This is a genomic window from Aphanothece sacrum FPU1 (genome assembly GCF_003864295.1).
Classification (GTDB): domain Bacteria; phylum Cyanobacteriota; class Cyanobacteriia; order Cyanobacteriales; family Microcystaceae; genus Aphanothece_B; species Aphanothece_B sacrum.
Window position 1 is genome coordinate 1 of record NZ_BDQK01000005.1, and the last position, 16132, is coordinate 16132.

Genomic DNA, 16132 nt, shown 5'->3' on the forward strand with positions numbered 1-16132 from the left:
GTAATGGTAAAAGTTCATCTTCTATACCAGGATATGAACATATTTCAACTGAACAAGCACAACGTATTTATCGAGGTTCTCAATCATAAGATCTTGACTGTAGGGGCTTAATATTATTAAGCCTATCTTTAATGAATTTACCCATTGTTTATCATCCTCAATATGTTGTCCCTCTTCCTGATGGACATCGTTTTCCCATGTCTAAATTTCGCCTGTTGTATGAATTATTATTGGCAGATGAAATTATTAAACCTGAAAATGTTTATACACCAGAATTCCCTCTACAACAAGTCCTAGAATTAATTCATACTTCTGATTATATAACAGCTTATTGTCAAGGAACTCTCGATGCTAAAGCACAACGACGTATCGGTTTACCTTGGAGTGACTTATTAGTTAAACGGACTTTGATCGCTGTCGGAGGGACTATTTTAACGGCTAAATTAGCTCTAAAGTATGGGTTAGCTTGTAATACAGCAGGGGGAACTCATCACGCTTTTCCTAGTTATGGTTCAGGGTTTTGTATTTTTAATGATTTAGCGATCGCTGCTCGTTTTTTACAACAGTTAAATTTAGTTAAAAAAGTGTTAATTGTGGATCTTGATGTGCATCAAGGAGATGGTACTGCTTACATTTTTCAAGATGATCCCACTGTGTTTACTTTTTCCATGCACTGTGATATAAATTTTCCAGCAATTAAACAAAAAAGTGATTTAGATATTCCTTTACCTGAAGGTTTAGACGATGAAAGTTATTTACAAATTTTAGCTCAAAATTTACCTGATGTATTATCTCAATTTAAACCAGATTTAGTATTATATGATGCAGGAGTTGATACTCATGTCAAGGATAAGTTAGGAAAATTGTCTTTAACTGATAGAGGTTTATATCGTCGAGAAATGCAGGTCTTAAGTGTTTGTCTTGCTGCTGGTTATCCCGTTGCTAGTGTCATAGGTGGAGGTTATACTAAAGATATCAATAGCCTAGTTTATCGTCATTCTTTATTACATCGAGCAGCTAAAGAAGTTTCCCTGTTGCTTTCGTAGGTTGGGTTGAGGAACGAAACCCAACTCTATATCCTCCTATCATAACTTATTGCTATATTAATAATTTAACTTTAGATAAGATTTTTTTTGTTTCTCTAAAATCTTATTTATTAAACTGAATCAAAGAAAAAAAGCTAACTAATATCAGTTAGCTTACCCTAGCACAAATATTGGAAGACAAAGACTAATGAGGATCTTCTGAACTCTGAAAATAGCCCCTATTAAAACTTTCTGAAACAGATACAAATGGTTGAGATTGTAAATTTTCTTTGTGAATAATTTTATTAAGACCTTGTCGTACTAATGAAGTTAAATTATGCCAACAAAGATCCTCATTTTCATTAATTAATTGATAATCTTTGAGTAATTTTTCTAATCTTTTTAAAGCATTATTAGCAATTTGATACTGAGTATTTTCTTCTGAAATCAACGGAGTTGATTTTCTTAATGGATCTCGTTCAATTGCTGCTATAGCACGACGTACAGCAGATTTAATTTGTTCTTGATATCTCTTTTTTCCTAATCTTTTTTGCTGTTCTTCTCCTATTTTACTAGAGGCATAAAGAGCAGGCAAACGATTAAGAGCATGAGTTTCTATCTCAATAGTATTAAAGTAAGCTTTCAACGCTTTAGGATAACATTTGAGTTGTTTCTCAATCTCCTCCTTAACGAGAATTTCCATGATATTAACATGGATTCTTGCACAATTGTCTAGATACTGTTTCATATTAAAAACCTTTAGGGTTAAGTTGTCAATGAAACCAACAGTTATTTGTCTATTTTCCTTCGTTAATTAGGGAGTGACAAAAAAACTGAACCTCGTATTTGACGAATTTAAAAGCTCGTTAAAGGTTGATCCGGAGAAATACGGATTAACTAAGAAATAAGCTTTGTGGTTCTCCTTAATTATACGCAAAAAAATAATAATTGTCCAGCATATTTGAAAAAATAATTAGAGTTATAAAATCTTCAACAAAATACTTAATGTCTTTATTAAATCTTTAAAAAAAAGCTTTTTTTTATCAGTAAAAATTCGGAAAATATCTGAAACCTGTTAATGATTCTTGCTAGAAATTACGGAGAAATGAGATAATAAAATTTCCCTCAATAAAGAGTGAGTAATCCATTATCGGGCCCTAAGCTAAAACGCATTTACAATGCGTTTTAGCAAGGCAAAAGGCAAAAAGCAAAAGGCTTTCATGGAAGAGGATTGTAGCTTTTTTCTTGCATTTAACCAATAAGCAGTTTAAATGCACAACAGCTTACTAAATACCCTTGGACAAATTGGATTGCCTACTCCTGGATCAACTACTGCGACCTAAGCTGTTGTGCATTTAAACCGCTTATTTTGAACTTTGGTACAGACGTTAAAACCCCCTCTCCGAAGCTCCGAAGCTCCCTGCTCCCATGCAGTCACAACAGGTCAATTAAATGCGTGACAGCTTATACGGTTCCTATGGGAAAGTAAGGATAGGCATTCATTAATACTTAAGTGGAGGTTAATTTTGGCGATCGCCCCTTTCATCATTTCCACGTAACCGTCTTTTAAGCCAAAATCAGTCAGGAAGACGATCACACTGATTTTAGACATTTTCCTATCAGGGAGCAAAGTTGACACAATTATAAAGATTTGGTAACAATAGCTACAAAAGATTAGTCAGATGTTATGTTAGAGATGAAGATAAGGCACAAAAGTGAAAAAGGAGATGTCCATTATGAACATAATTAACTCAGAAAATATTGCTCACGCTGCCCAAATTCATCGAGAAAGCTTACGAAAAAGCTTAAAACACCGTCTAGAAGTCGCTAGAGCATCGGGTAACGAGAAATTAGTACATCAACTTGAAGTTGAGGCTAATTATTTACGTCTTAGTTAAACCAATATCATCAACTCAAGGCAAAATTATATAAAAAAATCTTTAATGCAGTTGATGAGTACGGTTATAAATTGTACTAAAGAGGCGGATTTTAATCTATTATTAGGTTAGTCCGTCTCTTAAATTTATATTGTACTTAGCAGATTCTCAAAAGGCAAGTTTTGTTTCCAGCGATAAGTATTAAAATCTCGTTGATCTACCGAAAAAATGCGGCCATGTCCTAAATGTTCAGCTAAAATAACTAAGGAAGCATCAGCTAAATCCATTGGAAGGTTTTCATATTGTTTCATCAGTTGCGCAATACGAGATGTAGAATTAGTTGTTAAGTCGAAAATTGTAAATAATCCTTGATCAAGATTATTAATAAAAAGAATTTGAGAATTACTTCCTTTACGTTTCAATAAAAGATGACAAGTTTCTGTGATAACAGGCCAGGTTGTAATTAAAGGTTCATTGTATTGTTTTAACGCTTGTGTGGCAATTTGGTGATAATTGTCTTTTTGATCAATCAATGCTAACCAAAATCCTGTATCAACAATGATCATATTTAGCGTTTAATGTGTCTGATAAAACTTGTTTATAGGTTGTTGATAAATCTTCTTCAACAGAACAAAACCCTATTAATCCACTTTCCTCAAATTTATCATATAGTGTTTTTTCTTGTTGGTTATTTTTATTCTCAGATATTGCTTTTTGAGCAGCAACTCGAACATATTCATCTGATTCTTTATCAGAAGTGAAGTGTTCTAAGTAAACCTCAATTAGTTTTTTATTCACTTCATCTTCTAGGATAATAAGAGCATCAATTAACGTTAGTTTAGTTAATCTCCCTAAGTTTCTAACAAATAGACTCGTAATTAATTCTAACTTTCTTGCTGAGGAAATTAAAGAAGCACAAGAAACACTTTTAATTAAAATCTCTAGTTTATATTCTTCAGTAAAAACTAGATATTTGTGAATTAATTTCTGACGAAATACTTGAATACTTTGACTTAAAACCAGTTGTTTACATTCTGCAAGAAGCGCAACTGCACCATCATAAGCATCCTTAAAATCAGGTGAATTACCTAAATATAATACGGTTAATACGTCTTCTGTCGTTTGTATATGTTTAGCACAAGATTTTTTGATGCTAACTCTTTCTTGAGGAGAAGCATTAAAATATTCTTTGATTTTAGCTAGGTTTGAATAAAAGTCTACAGGTTTCTGAAAACCAGAAGAAATGTTTACCAAAATGAAAATTCTTTTACTTTTAACAACTCCTTCTCTTGTGTTATGTACAGTTTGTCGCATTTCATCAGATGTTAAAATTCTGATTTGCTGCGTTTTCTTAACATTTTCTGATATAGAACCTAAACATACTCCTCCATATCCCTTGAGAGTATAACTTTCAGATAAGTTATCACCCTTACTCAATGTTTTATATTCTGGACGCATGGGAGTTTTAATCATAATCTTACCTCCATTTCTCCTGTAATTTTTCTGTGGTTAATTTCATCAAATATTCAAGGTTATACTCATAAATAGAGGTTAACCAATCACTGAGATTAAAATCATCATCATCATAAATAAATTCTTCCATACTCTTAGATGATAAAATTAAAAATTTTACCATAGATTCATCTTCTAATCTTATTCTTTGCTCAGAAGATATATGGACAACTCCTAAAGAATTCGGCAATCTCAACATTAATTTAAAATCAAATAATTCTAATTCATTATCTAATTCTTCAATATTATTAATGAATTTAAAAATCTTAGGATTATCTTTAGGAGTAGACCATTCTAAATCTTTATCAATTAAACACACAAAATTAAAATTGTAACTTTTTAAGTTCAATAGTAATGGTTCGTCATCTAAATATAATTTTGAATACCAAGATTTAAAATTATGCCATTCATCAATAAATTCTTGTAAAATATCCTTAAAGTCAATATTATTGTCATCATTTGGTCTAATGTAACTATAAAGAAAGCTACTATTACTAAATTTAATTAACCGATCAGATTCAAAATTAGCAAACGAAACTACACTGACACTATTGCCAAATAAAGAAGTTTCATCTTCAAAATTACCAGATTGATCTTCCGTTTCAGGAAATCTATCTTTAATGGTTTCCCAATATAACCCAAGATAAGCTGAAGAAAAACTGATTGTCTCAAATTCTACCCCAAAAATAATCTCAAATATTGGTAACTTGTTAAACGTGATCGTATTCATTTTAGATACAACTGAGCCATAGTCAATAGTAAATCCTTTAGTGATTTATTATATCATAAAAAGTTATTTTATCCAAATATAGATTAAGCTAATACCCTAAAGATTACCTTAAATGTCAGGGCTTAATGCCATTAAGCCCCTACACGGTATATTACTACTTAAGTCCTATTTATTAAAAATTAATCTAAAATTCCTCTGAACCTTTGGTGTATTGTTGCTTATAAAACTGAGCATAACGCCCTTCTTTTTCTAATAATTCATGATGAGTTCCTGACTCTACTACTTGTCCTTTTTCTAACACTAAAATACAATCAGCACGACGTACTGTACTTAACCGATGAGCAATAACAAAAACCGTCCGATTTTCCATTACCCTTTCTAACGCTTCTTGTACCAAAGCTTCCGACTCAGAATCTAAAGCAGATGTAGCTTCATCTAGTATCATAATACGAGGATTTAATAACACGGCCCTTGCGATCGCAATTCTTTGTTTTTGTCCTCCAGATAAGTTAACACCCCGTTCTCCGACCCAAGTATGATAACCTTGAGAAAAGCCCATAATAAAAGAATGAGCATTAGCAATTTTTGCCGCTTTTTCAATAGCAGGATAATCTAATTCCTCTTGTCCATAAGCAATATTTTGAGCAATAGTTCCTGAAAATAAAGTAGTTTCTTGAGGAACGATACCAATTTGACGACGAAGACTGGTTAAACTAACATCTTTAATATCAATTCCATCAATTAATATTTCTCCATCTTGAGGATCATAAAAACGGGGTAATAAATTAACTAAAGTCGTTTTTCCTGCACCAGAAGACCCAACTAAAGCGATAATTTGTCCAGGTTCTGCTAATAAACTAAGATTTCTTAATACAGGTTGATCTGGTTTATAAGCAAAACTAACCTGAGAATATTCTACTTTTCCCGTAACATGAGGCAACGTTAAAGCATTATCTTTTTCTATAACTGTGGGTTGTTCAGCCATTAATTCGAAAATGCGATCAACCGATGCTTCTGCTTGTTTAAACTCATTATAATTGCTAGTCATTAAATCAATAGGATGAAGTAATATAGCAACTGCGGCTAAATAACTCACAAATTCTTCTGACCTTAAATTACCTTGAGAAATTTGCCAACCCCCAATCAAAAATAGGGACATAATACTAATTGCTTCTAAAAATCCCACCACCGGATATTGAGTAGCTTTTAATTTTTCTGCCCGATATCTAGCATTACGATTTTGTTTAGCTTCTTGATTAAACCGTTTCACCTCATAATCTTGGGCAGCGAAAGCTTTAACAACTCGAATACCGCTAAAAATTTCTGTTAGTAAAGCAGAAAGATTAGAAATTTGATTTTGACTGCGACGGGATAAAATTAATAATTTTTCTCCAAACTGACTGACCAAAGTTGCCATTAAAGGAGCTAAAATTAAACTAGCAATAGTCAACTGCCAGTTCAGATAAAACATATAAGCTGGAATAACAATTAATTGCAAAGCATTAGAGACAAATTGATGAGATAATTTATCCACAACTTCCCCAACCTTGTCAATATCTTCCGTTAAACGATAGGTCAAATCTCCAGTTTTTGTAGTTTCAAAATAATCTAATCCTAATCTATGAAGATGGGCATAAACAGCGTTACGCACATTTAAAACCATCTCTAAAGAAGCATTGATCATAAAAATATTTTGACCGTATTGAAAAATGCCCCGAAGAAAAAAAGCGAGGGTTCCTAACCCTAACCAATAGGCTACTTGTTCAACCTTTCCTTGTCCCATATATAAAGAGACTTGACCCGCTAAAAAAGGCAAACATAATGTTACCAGGACAAATCCTAAAATACAGATAAATCCTTTAACTAATAAGGGCCATTGTGGCCACAAATAAGGCAATATTTGCCACCAACTAGAACGAGTTTTCATATTAACCGATCACTACTCACTGCTAAATCTTCATGATTCACTCCCAGATAATTTAACAGAAGATTGGCAATTCTGATAGAGGCCCCTGGAGGGCCAAAACGATTTTTTCCCTGTTCCACACAAGCGGCCAAATAATCTTTATCAGCAACGGTTTTGGCCACACATTGGGCTGCCTCCCGTAAGGTTTGGGCAGTTGCGGCCCCCGTTCCAATAGTTTGGGCGCAACTGCCAATAAGTCGGGTTTGGGCCTCGGCAAATTGATAGGTAAATTGAGGTCCTTCTCCAGGTACTTGAATAACAGGTTTGCCTAAAGCAATGCCTTGATCTACCGCTAATCCCGCCATGCCTAACATTAGGGTACAATTATGTAAAATGTCACTGAAAGCATCTGCATAAAATAAGACCTCAGCCGTCCCTTGATCGGTTTTATAGGTCAATTTGCCCTCTGTATATTCCCAGCCTTCAGAAGTGGCAATTTCGGGCAATTCTGTCATTATTTTTGGCACTAAGGCGGCCCTAAATTGGATATTCTCGACCCCCATGACTTTGACAATTTCTAAGACCAGTTTGAGTTGTAAAGTAAAGTTACGAATGGCTTCAGGTAGACGAGAACCTGGAAGCAGGGCTATCATAGGATGATTGGGATTTAGTTGTAAATCAATTCCTGTCGGATTAAGTTTATCTAGAGAAGGAATACCGCCAAATTTGGCTTTAGAGAATCCTTGTTGCTTTAAATCTTGGGCTGTGTAAGGATCTCTGGTAATAACTGCTAAACATTTTGGCGATCGCAAGAATTGACCAATAAAGGGGCCAATATATAAATTGCCTTCATAAAGGGCAGACAGACAAGAAATGAAGGAAACATAACGATATCCGGTAGAATAAGCAAATCCTTGAGATATGGTGTCTCCTGTAGCCATAATTAGGTCACAGGTGGGGGCATATTGCCAAACAGCTTTTAATTGTTCCCAGGTGAGTCCTACTAGACCCGCTTTGAGATCCGTTAGCAGACGAAAACGGTTAATATAGGAAAATCCCCCAGAAGGCATATTTTGCGTGGGGCCAATAATAGGAACGTTTAACCGACGATAGGCGTTACCTTCGCCTACAATGGGCATAGCGGCTACATCCAAGGTAGGACACAATTCTAATAGGGTTTCTATGACATAAGAGGAATGGTTGTCCTCTCCATGACCATTACTAATAAATAAAACTCGTTTCGACGAGGAAGGCATAGGGTAATTTCCTTTAACAGTTTTTTAAAGTTTAACTTTCTTCCCCAAAAAGTCCCCCGATTGATTAAGGGGATGAATTTTGCGTAAACTCTATGATACAATGCACACCAGATAAAACAGATATAAAGTTGAGAAGCTTGCCCATTATCTACAGGGTCACGAGTCCGTCAGGAATTAACCATCGGTGAAGCTGATTTAGTAGCTTTTGTCTGTAATAATTAAAATTATGGCTTATTCTACTGTTAAAATTCTTTTACCCCAAGAACAAATAATCGATTTTTGTCAACATTGGCAAATTAGAGAATTATCATTATTCGGGTCTATTTTACGTTCGGATTTTGGGGATGATAGTGATGTTGATATTTTAGTTAGCTTTGCGACTCAAACTAATTATAATATTTTTGATATTCTCAAGATGCAAGAAGAATTAGAGGAAATTTTTCAGAGAAAAATAGATTTGATTGACAAAGAAACTATCGAAAAAAGTCCTAATTGGTTACGTCGTCAAGAAATTTTAGGCACAGCAAAAAATATCTTTATTTCAGATAATAATCCAGACAAATTGACAGCATTAGATATCAATGTTAATGATAAATTAAACTCACAAAAATCTATGTCAAGAGATTTAGCAACTTTATTGGATATTGCTCGTTTTGCTCGTAATATTATAACAATTTCTCAAGATATTACTCAAAATGACTTAGAAAATGATATAATTAAACAGTCAGCTATTTTGTATCAAATAGCTATTTTAGAAGAAGCAGTTAAACGTCTTTCCCCTGAATTTCGTCAACAGCATCCTCATGTTCCTTGGAAAAGGATAGCAGGAATGCGCGATATTTTAACCCATAAATATGATCAAATTAATTTAGAAATTGTTGGGGATGTGATGAACAATAGAATTCCTGAATTTTTGGCAATGATTGAACCGTTATTGCCAACGGAAGAAAAAGAAAGATAAAAAAGATTGGCATTGCGGTTCTACCGGACAAGTTATGCTAAATTATTAAAAATAATAGACTTTAACTCTAAAGAGTTAAGCTATACAAACAAAGGTTGCCTACGCAACCTAGAATTTAGTCCGCGTTCGTCGGAGGATCGTTTTTATAGGATCAGGCATAAGGTCTGTTATTAATTGTTATTTTAGTTTCGTAGGGACATAATATATTATGCCCCTACCCATTTTTCGCTCTAACAGTCAAGATGCTATAATTCTCAATTGTCCATTACTTAGCTGTAATGCGTTTCATCGCTTCTTGCACATTTTCCCGACTATTAAAGGCAGAAATGCGGAAATAACCCTCTCCTGCTGCCCCAAAACCTGATCCTGGAGTTCCCACTACATGGACAGTCTGTAATAATTTATCAAAGAAATCCCAACTTGACAGATTATTGGGGGTTTTTAGCCAAATATAAGGGGCATTGACTCCTCCATATACCTCAAACCCTGCGCCAGTAAGTTGCTCACAGATAATTTTAGCATTTTCTAAATAAAAGCTAACTAAGGCGTTAACTTGCGCCTTTCCTGCCTCAGAATAAACCGCCTCGGCCCCCCGTTGCACAATATAGGAAACCCCGTTAAATTTGGTAGATTGGCGACGGTTCCACAACTTCCATAATTCTACCTCAGAAGCGTCTAAAGCTTTAGCTTTTAAGGTTTTGGGAACAACAGTTAAAGCGCAACGAGTCCCCGTAAACCCGGCATTTTTGGAAAAAGACCGAAACTCAATAGCGCAGTCTCTGGCCCCTTCAATTTCATAGATAGAATGGGGTAAGCTAGGATCGGTGATAAATGCTTCGTAAGGCCGCATCAAACAAGATAATTGATCCATGACCCAAAGCATAGTCTACCCAAGCTTTAAGGTACTCTTTTGTTGCAGTGGCCCCGGTCGGGTTATTAGGGAAACACAGATAAATGAGGTCAACTTTTTGAGTCGGTATCTCTGCAATAAATTTGTTTTCGGTAGTGATAGGTAAATAAACTAACCCGTCATATTCTCCTTTTTCGTTGATATTTCCCGTATTACCAGCCATAACATTAGTATCCACATAAACGGGATATACGGGGTCTGTTACCGCAATTTTGTTATTTTTGCCAAAAATATCGAGAATGTTGCCTGTATCGCATTTAGAACCGTCGGAGATGAAGATTTCAGAAGCATCTATATCACATCCTCTAGCTTGGAAATCATGGGCAGCGATAGTTTCCCGCAACCATCCGTAACCCTGTTCGGGGCCATAACCTTTGAAACTGCTGCGATCGCCCATATCTTCAACTGCTTTAATCATAGCGGTGCGACACGCTTCGGGCAGAGGTTCAGTTACGTCACCAATACCCAGTTTAATGATTTTAGCATCGGAGTTAGCTTCAGCGAAGGCGTTTACCCGTCTTGCTATTTCAGGGAAAAGGTATCCTGCTTTGAGTTTGAGATAATTGTCGTTGATAGTTGCCATATGTTAGATCATTAGAAATGCCAATAAGTAGGTAGACAAAATTAATTAGACAAATTTTGTAGGGGCTGGTTTTTGTAGGGGCTGGTTTTTTACATAAATTAATGATTCTCACAAAAAAGTTAAATAAACCCGCCCCTACTACCTTTGTTACTTAACCATTACGACTATATCAAAACCCGCCCTGGCTGTGCAATTAATTTTGCGCACGGTACTTACTAAGCTTACTGCTAATGATTCCCCCTTATCTAAGTAATAAGTAATAAATAAATAAATAATAATCAGAGATTTTTCTGATGACTAATTTTAGCGAACAATCTAGACTGAATATTACTTAAGTCAATTTCAATCATATAAGTAATAATTCAAAAGCTTAAAAGCCCAGGACATAAAAATGGAAATAACTCAGAATAAATGGGAATTTGCGACATTAGCAAGCTATGAACAATTCATATTCCAATTACTAGAAGAAAATGAATTCATTGCCGACCCATTACTTGACTGGGAAGATGCCTTATTAGATAATAATTTTTTACTTAGACAATCCCCTTAATAAATAGTAGGTTGGGTTGAGGAACGAAACCCAACAAATACTAATTGTAATAATTGTAATAAGGGACGAATTTATTTGACTTTTTTGTCAGCATCATGTAATCGGGGAGGGTTTATTCAATTTTTTTGTGATAATCATAAAAGAGGGGCGGGTTTATTCAATTTTTTTGTGATAATCATAAATCCAGTAAAAAACCCGCCCCTACAAAAACCGGCCCTGACAAATTTTATGTAATTAATTTCATATACCGATTTAATACCAACTCTGTTTTTAAGGTATGATGGTAGAGAATTTAACATCTCAAACCAATCTACTAGGAAGTCGATGAAAAGTTTGTGGAATGACCAAGAAGCGGCTAAATATCGCGGCGAATTAGGATTACGAGTCTATACATCCCGATTATTAGGACAAAATCCGTCTTTAGTGTTACATGGAGGTGGCAATACTTCCGTTAAGATTCGTCAAGAAAACTTAGTTGGTGAAACAGAAGATATTCTCTATGTTAAAGGAAGTGGTTGGGACTTAGCCACCATAGAAGAAGCTGGATTTTCAGGAGTCAAAATACCCCATCTATTAAAATTAGCAAAACTGCCAAGTTTATCTGATTCTCAGATGGTGAATGAACTCAAAACCCAGATGATCAAATCAACTGCCCCATCTCCTTCAGTAGAAACCATACTTCATGCTATTCTACCTCATAAATATGTTGATCATACCCATGCAGATGCAGTAGTTACTATCACCAATACAGCAGAAGGAAGAAAAAGAATTGAAGAACTATATGGGGATAAAGTAGTCATTATTCCCTATATTATGCCAGGCTTTGATTTAGCCCGTTTATGCGCTCAAGAATGGACAATTCAAGCTCAGGAAAAAACCATAGGCATGGTATTAATGAATCATGGCATTTTTTCCTTTGGAGAAACTGCCCAAGACGCTTATGAAAAGATGATTGAATTAGTTAGTCAAGCAGAAGAATATTTACAAAAAAATCAAGCTTGGAATATTTCTTATTCTTCAATTATTCCACCTCAAAAAAGTTTAACTCATCCCATTGCTAAGTTACGTTATGAAGTTTCCCAAGCAGCCGGATTTCCTGTTATTTTAACCTTTCATCGTCAAGAAAAATACTTAAGATTTGTTCAAAGAGAAGATATTCAAACCATTTCTCAACAAGGCCCCGCAACCCCAGATCATGTCATTCGCACTAAAATTTTGCCCTTATTAGGACAGGACGTACAGGGATATGTAAACGCCTATGAAACCTACTTTAAGACCCATATAACTCAAGCTAAAGACCCTAAAACCATGCTTGATCCTGCCCCCAGAATAATTTTAGATCCCGAATTAGGATTAGGAGCGATCGGACGTAATGCTAAAGATGCCGCCATAGTTGCCGATATTTACGAGCATACCATCGAAATTATCGAAAGATCTACATTTTTAGGCGGATATCAAGCCTTATCAGCTCCAGATCTCTTTGATGTGGAATATTGGGAATTAGAACAGGCAAAATTGGCAAAAGGGGGCAAACCGTCCGTTTTTTCGGGAGAAATTGCCTTAGTAACGGGTGCAGCATCCGGTATTGGTAAAGCTTGTGTTAACGCTTTATTGCAACGGGGGGCCGCAGTGGTGGGCCTCGATATTAATGAGGCTATCACCGATTTGTATAAACGCCCTGACTTTTATGGTATTCCCTGCGATATCACCGATGAAACCGCTATTAAAAACGCCATAGAAACCACTGTACAAAGGTTTGGTGGTTTAGATATGGTGATTCTTAATGCGGGTATTTTCCCTGCTGCTTGTCCCATCGAAACCCTTTCTAGTGAGCAATGGCGACGTATTATGAGCATTAATCTGGATGCTAATTTAGTGTTAATGCGAGAGGTTCACCCCTTCCTGAAATTAGCTCCTAAAGGTGGTAGAATCGTCGTTATTGGCTCGAAAAACGTTCCGGCCCCCGGCCCAGGGGTGGCAGCTTATTCTGCCTCCAAAGCAGCCTTAAATCAATTAACTCGTGTAGCCGCCTTAGAATGGGGTAAAGACAATATTCGTCTTAATTCTATTCATCCTAACGGGGTATTTGATACAGGAATTTGGACAGAAGAAGTATTAGAAGCAAGGGCTAAACATTATGGTTTAACAGTGCAAGAATATAAAACTAATAATGTTTTAAAAGTGGAAGTAACCAGTCAAGATGTAGCAGAATTAGCTGCTTTTATGTGTGATAGTTTGTTTGCCAAAACAACAGCAGCCCAAATTCCGTTAGATGGAGGAAATGAAAGGGTTATTTAACAGAGATCTTATCCTAGTAGGGTGGGTTACACGCGGTTATAATTTTAATAACAAAACTAATAATTTTCAAAGTGCGTCGTAACCCTTCATCTTAAGTATTGTAACTCCGAGATACCTTTTTTAGCAATATTTTATGATAGACAATTTACCGCAAAACATATATTATTATCAATGTAAGTAGGTGTCTAAATATGATTGAAAATAACTGGAAAAATTTTCTCAAAAATCTAGGAGAATGGAAAGGGTCATTTACGGTAATTTCTACTCAAGGAAATATTATTAGTTCTACCCCATCAATTATTAATTTAGAAGGGTTAGAAGATAATAAATTAGTGCGGTTTCGTGTTCGTCGTTTTGGCCCAGGTGGTTATGATCAAACCCCTGCTCAAGACTATCAACAAGAATATCGTACAATGGGAAAACAGCTTATTTTCTTTGAAACCGGAACCTTTTCTAAAGGGTCTTTACAATTAGCTCCTTTTTCTGATTTTGGGGCAGAATTTGGCTTTATAAAAGATGATCGCCGTTTGCGTTCTGTGCTTCTCTTTGATACTCAAGGAGAATTTTCAAGTATTACCCTAATTCGGGAATTTCGCAGTGGAACCGATGCTCAGGAACGTCCCCAGTTAACATTAGATCAATTATTAGGAAAATGGGAAGGAATTGCTTGTACTGCTTCCCCAGACTTTCGACCATTACAGAGTTGTCAAACTTCCTTAGAAGTCAAAAAAATTGACGATACACATATACAACAACAATTAACATTTGAGAATCAAACTATTACGTCCATAGCACGAATTGAAGATAATAAACTGCACTTTGAACAAGGAGAAATTCCTAGACAAATCTTATTATTAGCTGATGGTGCATCTACTAATGTTCCTTTAAAATTAAAATTGAGACAACCTTTTTTTTTAGAAGTAGGTTGGTTAGTTAATACGAAAGAACGTCAGCGTTTAATTCGTCATTATGATGCTACAGGTGCTTGGACTGCTTCCACTCATGTCATTGAACATAAAGTTGATTAATTTATGTTGAGTTGGGATAGCTTAACTTACAATTTTTAAGTATAATAATAATCTTCCTGAAAATAGGAGTTTAAGAATTAAACAGTTCATAATTTATAATTCATAATTCATAATTTATAATTCATAATTTATAATTCATAATTCATAATTCATAATTCATAATTCATAATTCATAATTCATAATTCATAATTCATAATTCATAATTCATAATTCATAATTCATAATTCATAATTCATAATTCATAATTCATAATTCATAATTCATAATTCATAATTCATAATTCATAATTCATAATTCATAATTCATAATTCATAATTCATAATTCATAATTCATAATTCATAATTCATAATTCATAATTCATAATTCATAATTCATAATTCATAATTCATAATTCATAATTCATAATTCATAATTCATAATTCATAATTCATAATTCATAATTCATAATTCATAATTCATAATTCATAATTCATAATTCATAATTCATAATTCATAATTCATAATTCATAATTCATAATTCATAGAAATTACAAGCTAATTTATCCCTGAGTTGTTGGCCAATAGTTGTTTTACCTGACCCAGAAACACCCATTAATAGATAAATCATGTTATCCTTAATCCTAAATTATATTAAAATAATAATATATAAGACACTAAATTCTTAAAAAATCAATGCTAGTTCCTCTGACTCGTGAAGCATTTGAACAAATTATCCCACCTATTGCTACAGGGCCTCAATATGCTCATTATTGGGGAAAATTGCGAGATGTTTTAAGAAAACTATTAATTTCTGTTGTCGCTTTAACCGTTTTTTGGCTCATAGGAAAACTGTTAGGGCCAGGAGGACAAACTGTTAAACTAATTTTTGATATTATTGCAGGACTTTATTGGTTATGGTCGCCTGTTTTTTGGGCCAGTATTCGCAATGGAACCTATCGAAGGTTGCCTTATAGTGGATTTTGGCGCGGTGAAGTCCTAGACGTTTTTATCACCGAAGAATTAGTAAGAGAGGAACAAAATGTCAATAAATGGGGAGAATTAGTTGTGATTGAAAATCGAGAGCGACGTATTAATATAGAAGTAGGAGATCAAGAAGGATTTCGAGCAACAGTACAAGCTCCAGTAAAGCGTATTTATAAAGGAATTGTTCCCGGACAAATCGCTGAAATGCTAATATTATCAAAGCAACCTGATCTCAGTCGAATTGATAAAATTACAGATGTTTATTTGCCTCAGTATAACCTTTGGGTCGGAGATTATCCCTATTTACGGCGAGATGTATTTAAAGAGGTTCGTACTGAGTTGGGGGGTAGTCCCAGAAATACCACTCGTCGCCGTCCTCCCACAACTAAAAGACGTAAACGATTAGATTAGACTATAATTAAACGAAAGTACAGTTTTATGTAGCAGCCAAAAACGAAAAAATAAAGTAAAGTTATTGAAAAAGCTAGAAAGGAACTTTGTTCAACAGCTAAAGTCTAAACCTCAATAAGA

The 16132-nt window shown here is 34.7% G+C and carries 14 protein-coding genes and 1 pseudogene; 7 read left to right on the forward strand and 8 right to left on the reverse strand.

All coding sequences use genetic code 11. From position 1 onward, the window contains the following. The first annotated feature begins 131 nt into the window (after positions 1–131). Complete coding sequence (locus AsFPU1_RS05880; protein ID WP_124973835.1) at positions 132–1046, forward strand: histone deacetylase family protein; 915 nt, start codon at positions 132–134, stop codon at positions 1044–1046. A gap of 184 nt (positions 1047–1230) precedes the next feature. On the opposite strand, the gene AsFPU1_RS05885 is transcribed toward AsFPU1_RS05880, so the two are convergent. Together AsFPU1_RS05885 and AsFPU1_RS05890 are read right to left on the reverse strand one after the other, a co-directional pair. Beyond that, positions 1231–1773, reverse strand: a complete 543-nt coding sequence (locus tag AsFPU1_RS05885; RefSeq protein ID WP_124973837.1) for a late competence development ComFB family protein — start codon at positions 1771–1773, stop codon at positions 1231–1233. Between the two features lie 696 nt (positions 1774–2469). After that, a complete protein-coding gene (locus AsFPU1_RS05890) occupies positions 2470–2637 on the reverse strand; it encodes an SAM-dependent chlorinase/fluorinase (RefSeq protein ID WP_124973839.1) in 168 nt (55 codons plus the stop codon). A 124-nt stretch (positions 2638–2761) separates the two neighbouring features. On the opposite strand from AsFPU1_RS05890, the gene pirA reads away from it, so the two are divergent. Next, positions 2762–2923, forward strand: coding sequence for an arginine synthesis PII-interacting regulator PirA (gene pirA / locus AsFPU1_RS22510; RefSeq protein WP_172957480.1), 162 nt, complete (start codon positions 2762–2764; stop codon positions 2921–2923). 125 nt (positions 2924–3048) lie between these two features. Here pirA and AsFPU1_RS05895 read toward each other — a convergent pair whose 3' ends face one another. The 5 genes from AsFPU1_RS05895 to AsFPU1_RS05915 all read right to left on the reverse strand — a co-directional run bounded on the left by AsFPU1_RS05895 (position 3049) and on the right by AsFPU1_RS05915 (position 8306). After that, the gene (locus tag AsFPU1_RS05895; protein WP_124973841.1) at positions 3049–3468 is read right to left on the reverse strand and encodes a type II toxin-antitoxin system VapC family toxin; all 420 of its coding nucleotides are present in this window, start codon (positions 3466–3468) and stop codon (positions 3049–3051) included. Further along, positions 3455–4375 (reverse strand): hypothetical protein, encoded by a 921-nt coding sequence (locus tag AsFPU1_RS05900; protein ID WP_124973843.1) that lies wholly within the window; start codon positions 4373–4375, stop codon positions 3455–3457. Before AsFPU1_RS05900 ends, AsFPU1_RS05895 begins: the two co-directional genes overlap by 14 nt. 4 nt (positions 4376–4379) lie before the next feature. Continuing rightward, entirely contained in the window at positions 4380–5144 is a 765-nt protein-coding gene (locus AsFPU1_RS05905) for a TIGR04255 family protein (protein ID WP_124973845.1), read from the reverse strand. A gap of 184 nt (positions 5145–5328) precedes the next feature. Further along, the gene (locus AsFPU1_RS05910; RefSeq protein WP_124973847.1) at positions 5329–7071 is read right to left on the reverse strand and encodes an ABC transporter ATP-binding protein; all 1743 of its coding nucleotides are present in this window, start codon (positions 7069–7071) and stop codon (positions 5329–5331) included. Beyond that, entirely contained in the window at positions 7068–8306 is a 1239-nt protein-coding gene (locus AsFPU1_RS05915; protein WP_124973849.1) for a lipid-A-disaccharide synthase-related protein, read from the reverse strand. Before AsFPU1_RS05915 ends, AsFPU1_RS05910 begins: the two co-directional genes overlap by 4 nt. Before the next feature lie 226 nt (positions 8307–8532). Between AsFPU1_RS05915 and AsFPU1_RS22980 the strand changes: the two genes are divergently transcribed. Beyond that, positions 8533–9267: a HepT-like ribonuclease domain-containing protein gene (locus tag AsFPU1_RS22980; RefSeq protein ID WP_227873472.1), complete on the forward strand. Its 735-nt coding sequence runs from the start codon at positions 8533–8535 to the stop codon at positions 9265–9267. 265 nt (positions 9268–9532) lie between these two features. Here AsFPU1_RS22980 and AsFPU1_RS05930 read toward each other — a convergent pair. Beyond that, a pseudogene (locus tag AsFPU1_RS05930) lies at positions 9533–10760 on the reverse strand (LL-diaminopimelate aminotransferase). A gap of 391 nt (positions 10761–11151) precedes the next feature. Here AsFPU1_RS05930 and AsFPU1_RS05935 point away from each other — a divergent pair. The 4 genes from AsFPU1_RS05935 to AsFPU1_RS05955 all read left to right on the forward strand — a co-directional run bounded on the left by AsFPU1_RS05935 (position 11152) and on the right by AsFPU1_RS05955 (position 16012). Continuing rightward, positions 11152–11310 (forward strand): short-chain dehydrogenase, encoded by a 159-nt coding sequence (locus AsFPU1_RS05935; RefSeq protein WP_124973853.1) that lies wholly within the window; start codon positions 11152–11154, stop codon positions 11308–11310. Between the two features lie 324 nt (positions 11311–11634). After that, entirely contained in the window at positions 11635–13608 is a 1974-nt protein-coding gene (locus AsFPU1_RS05940) for a bifunctional aldolase/short-chain dehydrogenase (protein WP_124973855.1), read from the forward strand. A gap of 191 nt (positions 13609–13799) precedes the next feature. Further along, on the forward strand, positions 13800–14636 hold the full coding sequence (locus AsFPU1_RS05945; RefSeq protein ID WP_124973857.1) for a DUF3598 family protein: 837 nt from the start codon (positions 13800–13802) through the stop codon (positions 14634–14636). Positions 14637–15310: 674 nt separating this feature from the next. After that, a complete protein-coding gene (locus tag AsFPU1_RS05955) occupies positions 15311–16012 on the forward strand; it encodes a DUF8619 family protein (RefSeq protein ID WP_124973859.1) in 702 nt (233 codons plus the stop codon). The last annotated feature ends 120 nt before the right edge of the window (positions 16013–16132 follow it).

Bases quoted from the DNA above. Each gene is read 5' to 3' on its own strand.
- AsFPU1_RS05945 (WP_124973857.1), top strand. From the start codon at position 13,800: ATGATTGAAAATAACTGGAAAAATTTTCTCAAAAATCTAGGAGAATGG.
- AsFPU1_RS05885 (WP_124973837.1), bottom strand. From the start codon at position 1,773: ATGAAACAGTATCTAGACAATTGTGCAAGAATCCATGTTAATATCATG.
- AsFPU1_RS05895 (WP_124973841.1), bottom strand. From the start codon at position 3,468: ATGATCATTGTTGATACAGGATTTTGGTTAGCATTGATTGATCAAAAA.
- AsFPU1_RS05940 (WP_124973855.1), top strand. From the start codon at position 11,635: ATGAAAAGTTTGTGGAATGACCAAGAAGCGGCTAAATATCGCGGCGAA.
- AsFPU1_RS22980 (WP_227873472.1), top strand. From the start codon at position 8,533: ATGGCTTATTCTACTGTTAAAATTCTTTTACCCCAAGAACAAATAATC.
- AsFPU1_RS05955 (WP_124973859.1), top strand. From the start codon at position 15,311: ATGCTAGTTCCTCTGACTCGTGAAGCATTTGAACAAATTATCCCACCT.
- AsFPU1_RS05905 (WP_124973845.1), bottom strand. From the start codon at position 5,144: ATGAATACGATCACGTTTAACAAGTTACCAATATTTGAGATTATTTTT.
- AsFPU1_RS05915 (WP_124973849.1), bottom strand. From the start codon at position 8,306: ATGCCTTCCTCGTCGAAACGAGTTTTATTTATTAGTAATGGTCATGGA.
- AsFPU1_RS05880 (WP_124973835.1), top strand. From the start codon at position 132: ATGAATTTACCCATTGTTTATCATCCTCAATATGTTGTCCCTCTTCCT.
- pirA (WP_172957480.1), top strand. From the start codon at position 2,762: ATGAACATAATTAACTCAGAAAATATTGCTCACGCTGCCCAAATTCAT.
- AsFPU1_RS05900 (WP_124973843.1), bottom strand. From the start codon at position 4,375: ATGATTAAAACTCCCATGCGTCCAGAATATAAAACATTGAGTAAGGGT.
- AsFPU1_RS05890 (WP_124973839.1), bottom strand. From the start codon at position 2,637: ATGTCTAAAATCAGTGTGATCGTCTTCCTGACTGATTTTGGCTTAAAA.
- AsFPU1_RS05935 (WP_124973853.1), top strand. From the start codon at position 11,152: ATGGAAATAACTCAGAATAAATGGGAATTTGCGACATTAGCAAGCTAT.
- AsFPU1_RS05910 (WP_124973847.1), bottom strand. From the start codon at position 7,071: ATGAAAACTCGTTCTAGTTGGTGGCAAATATTGCCTTATTTGTGGCCA.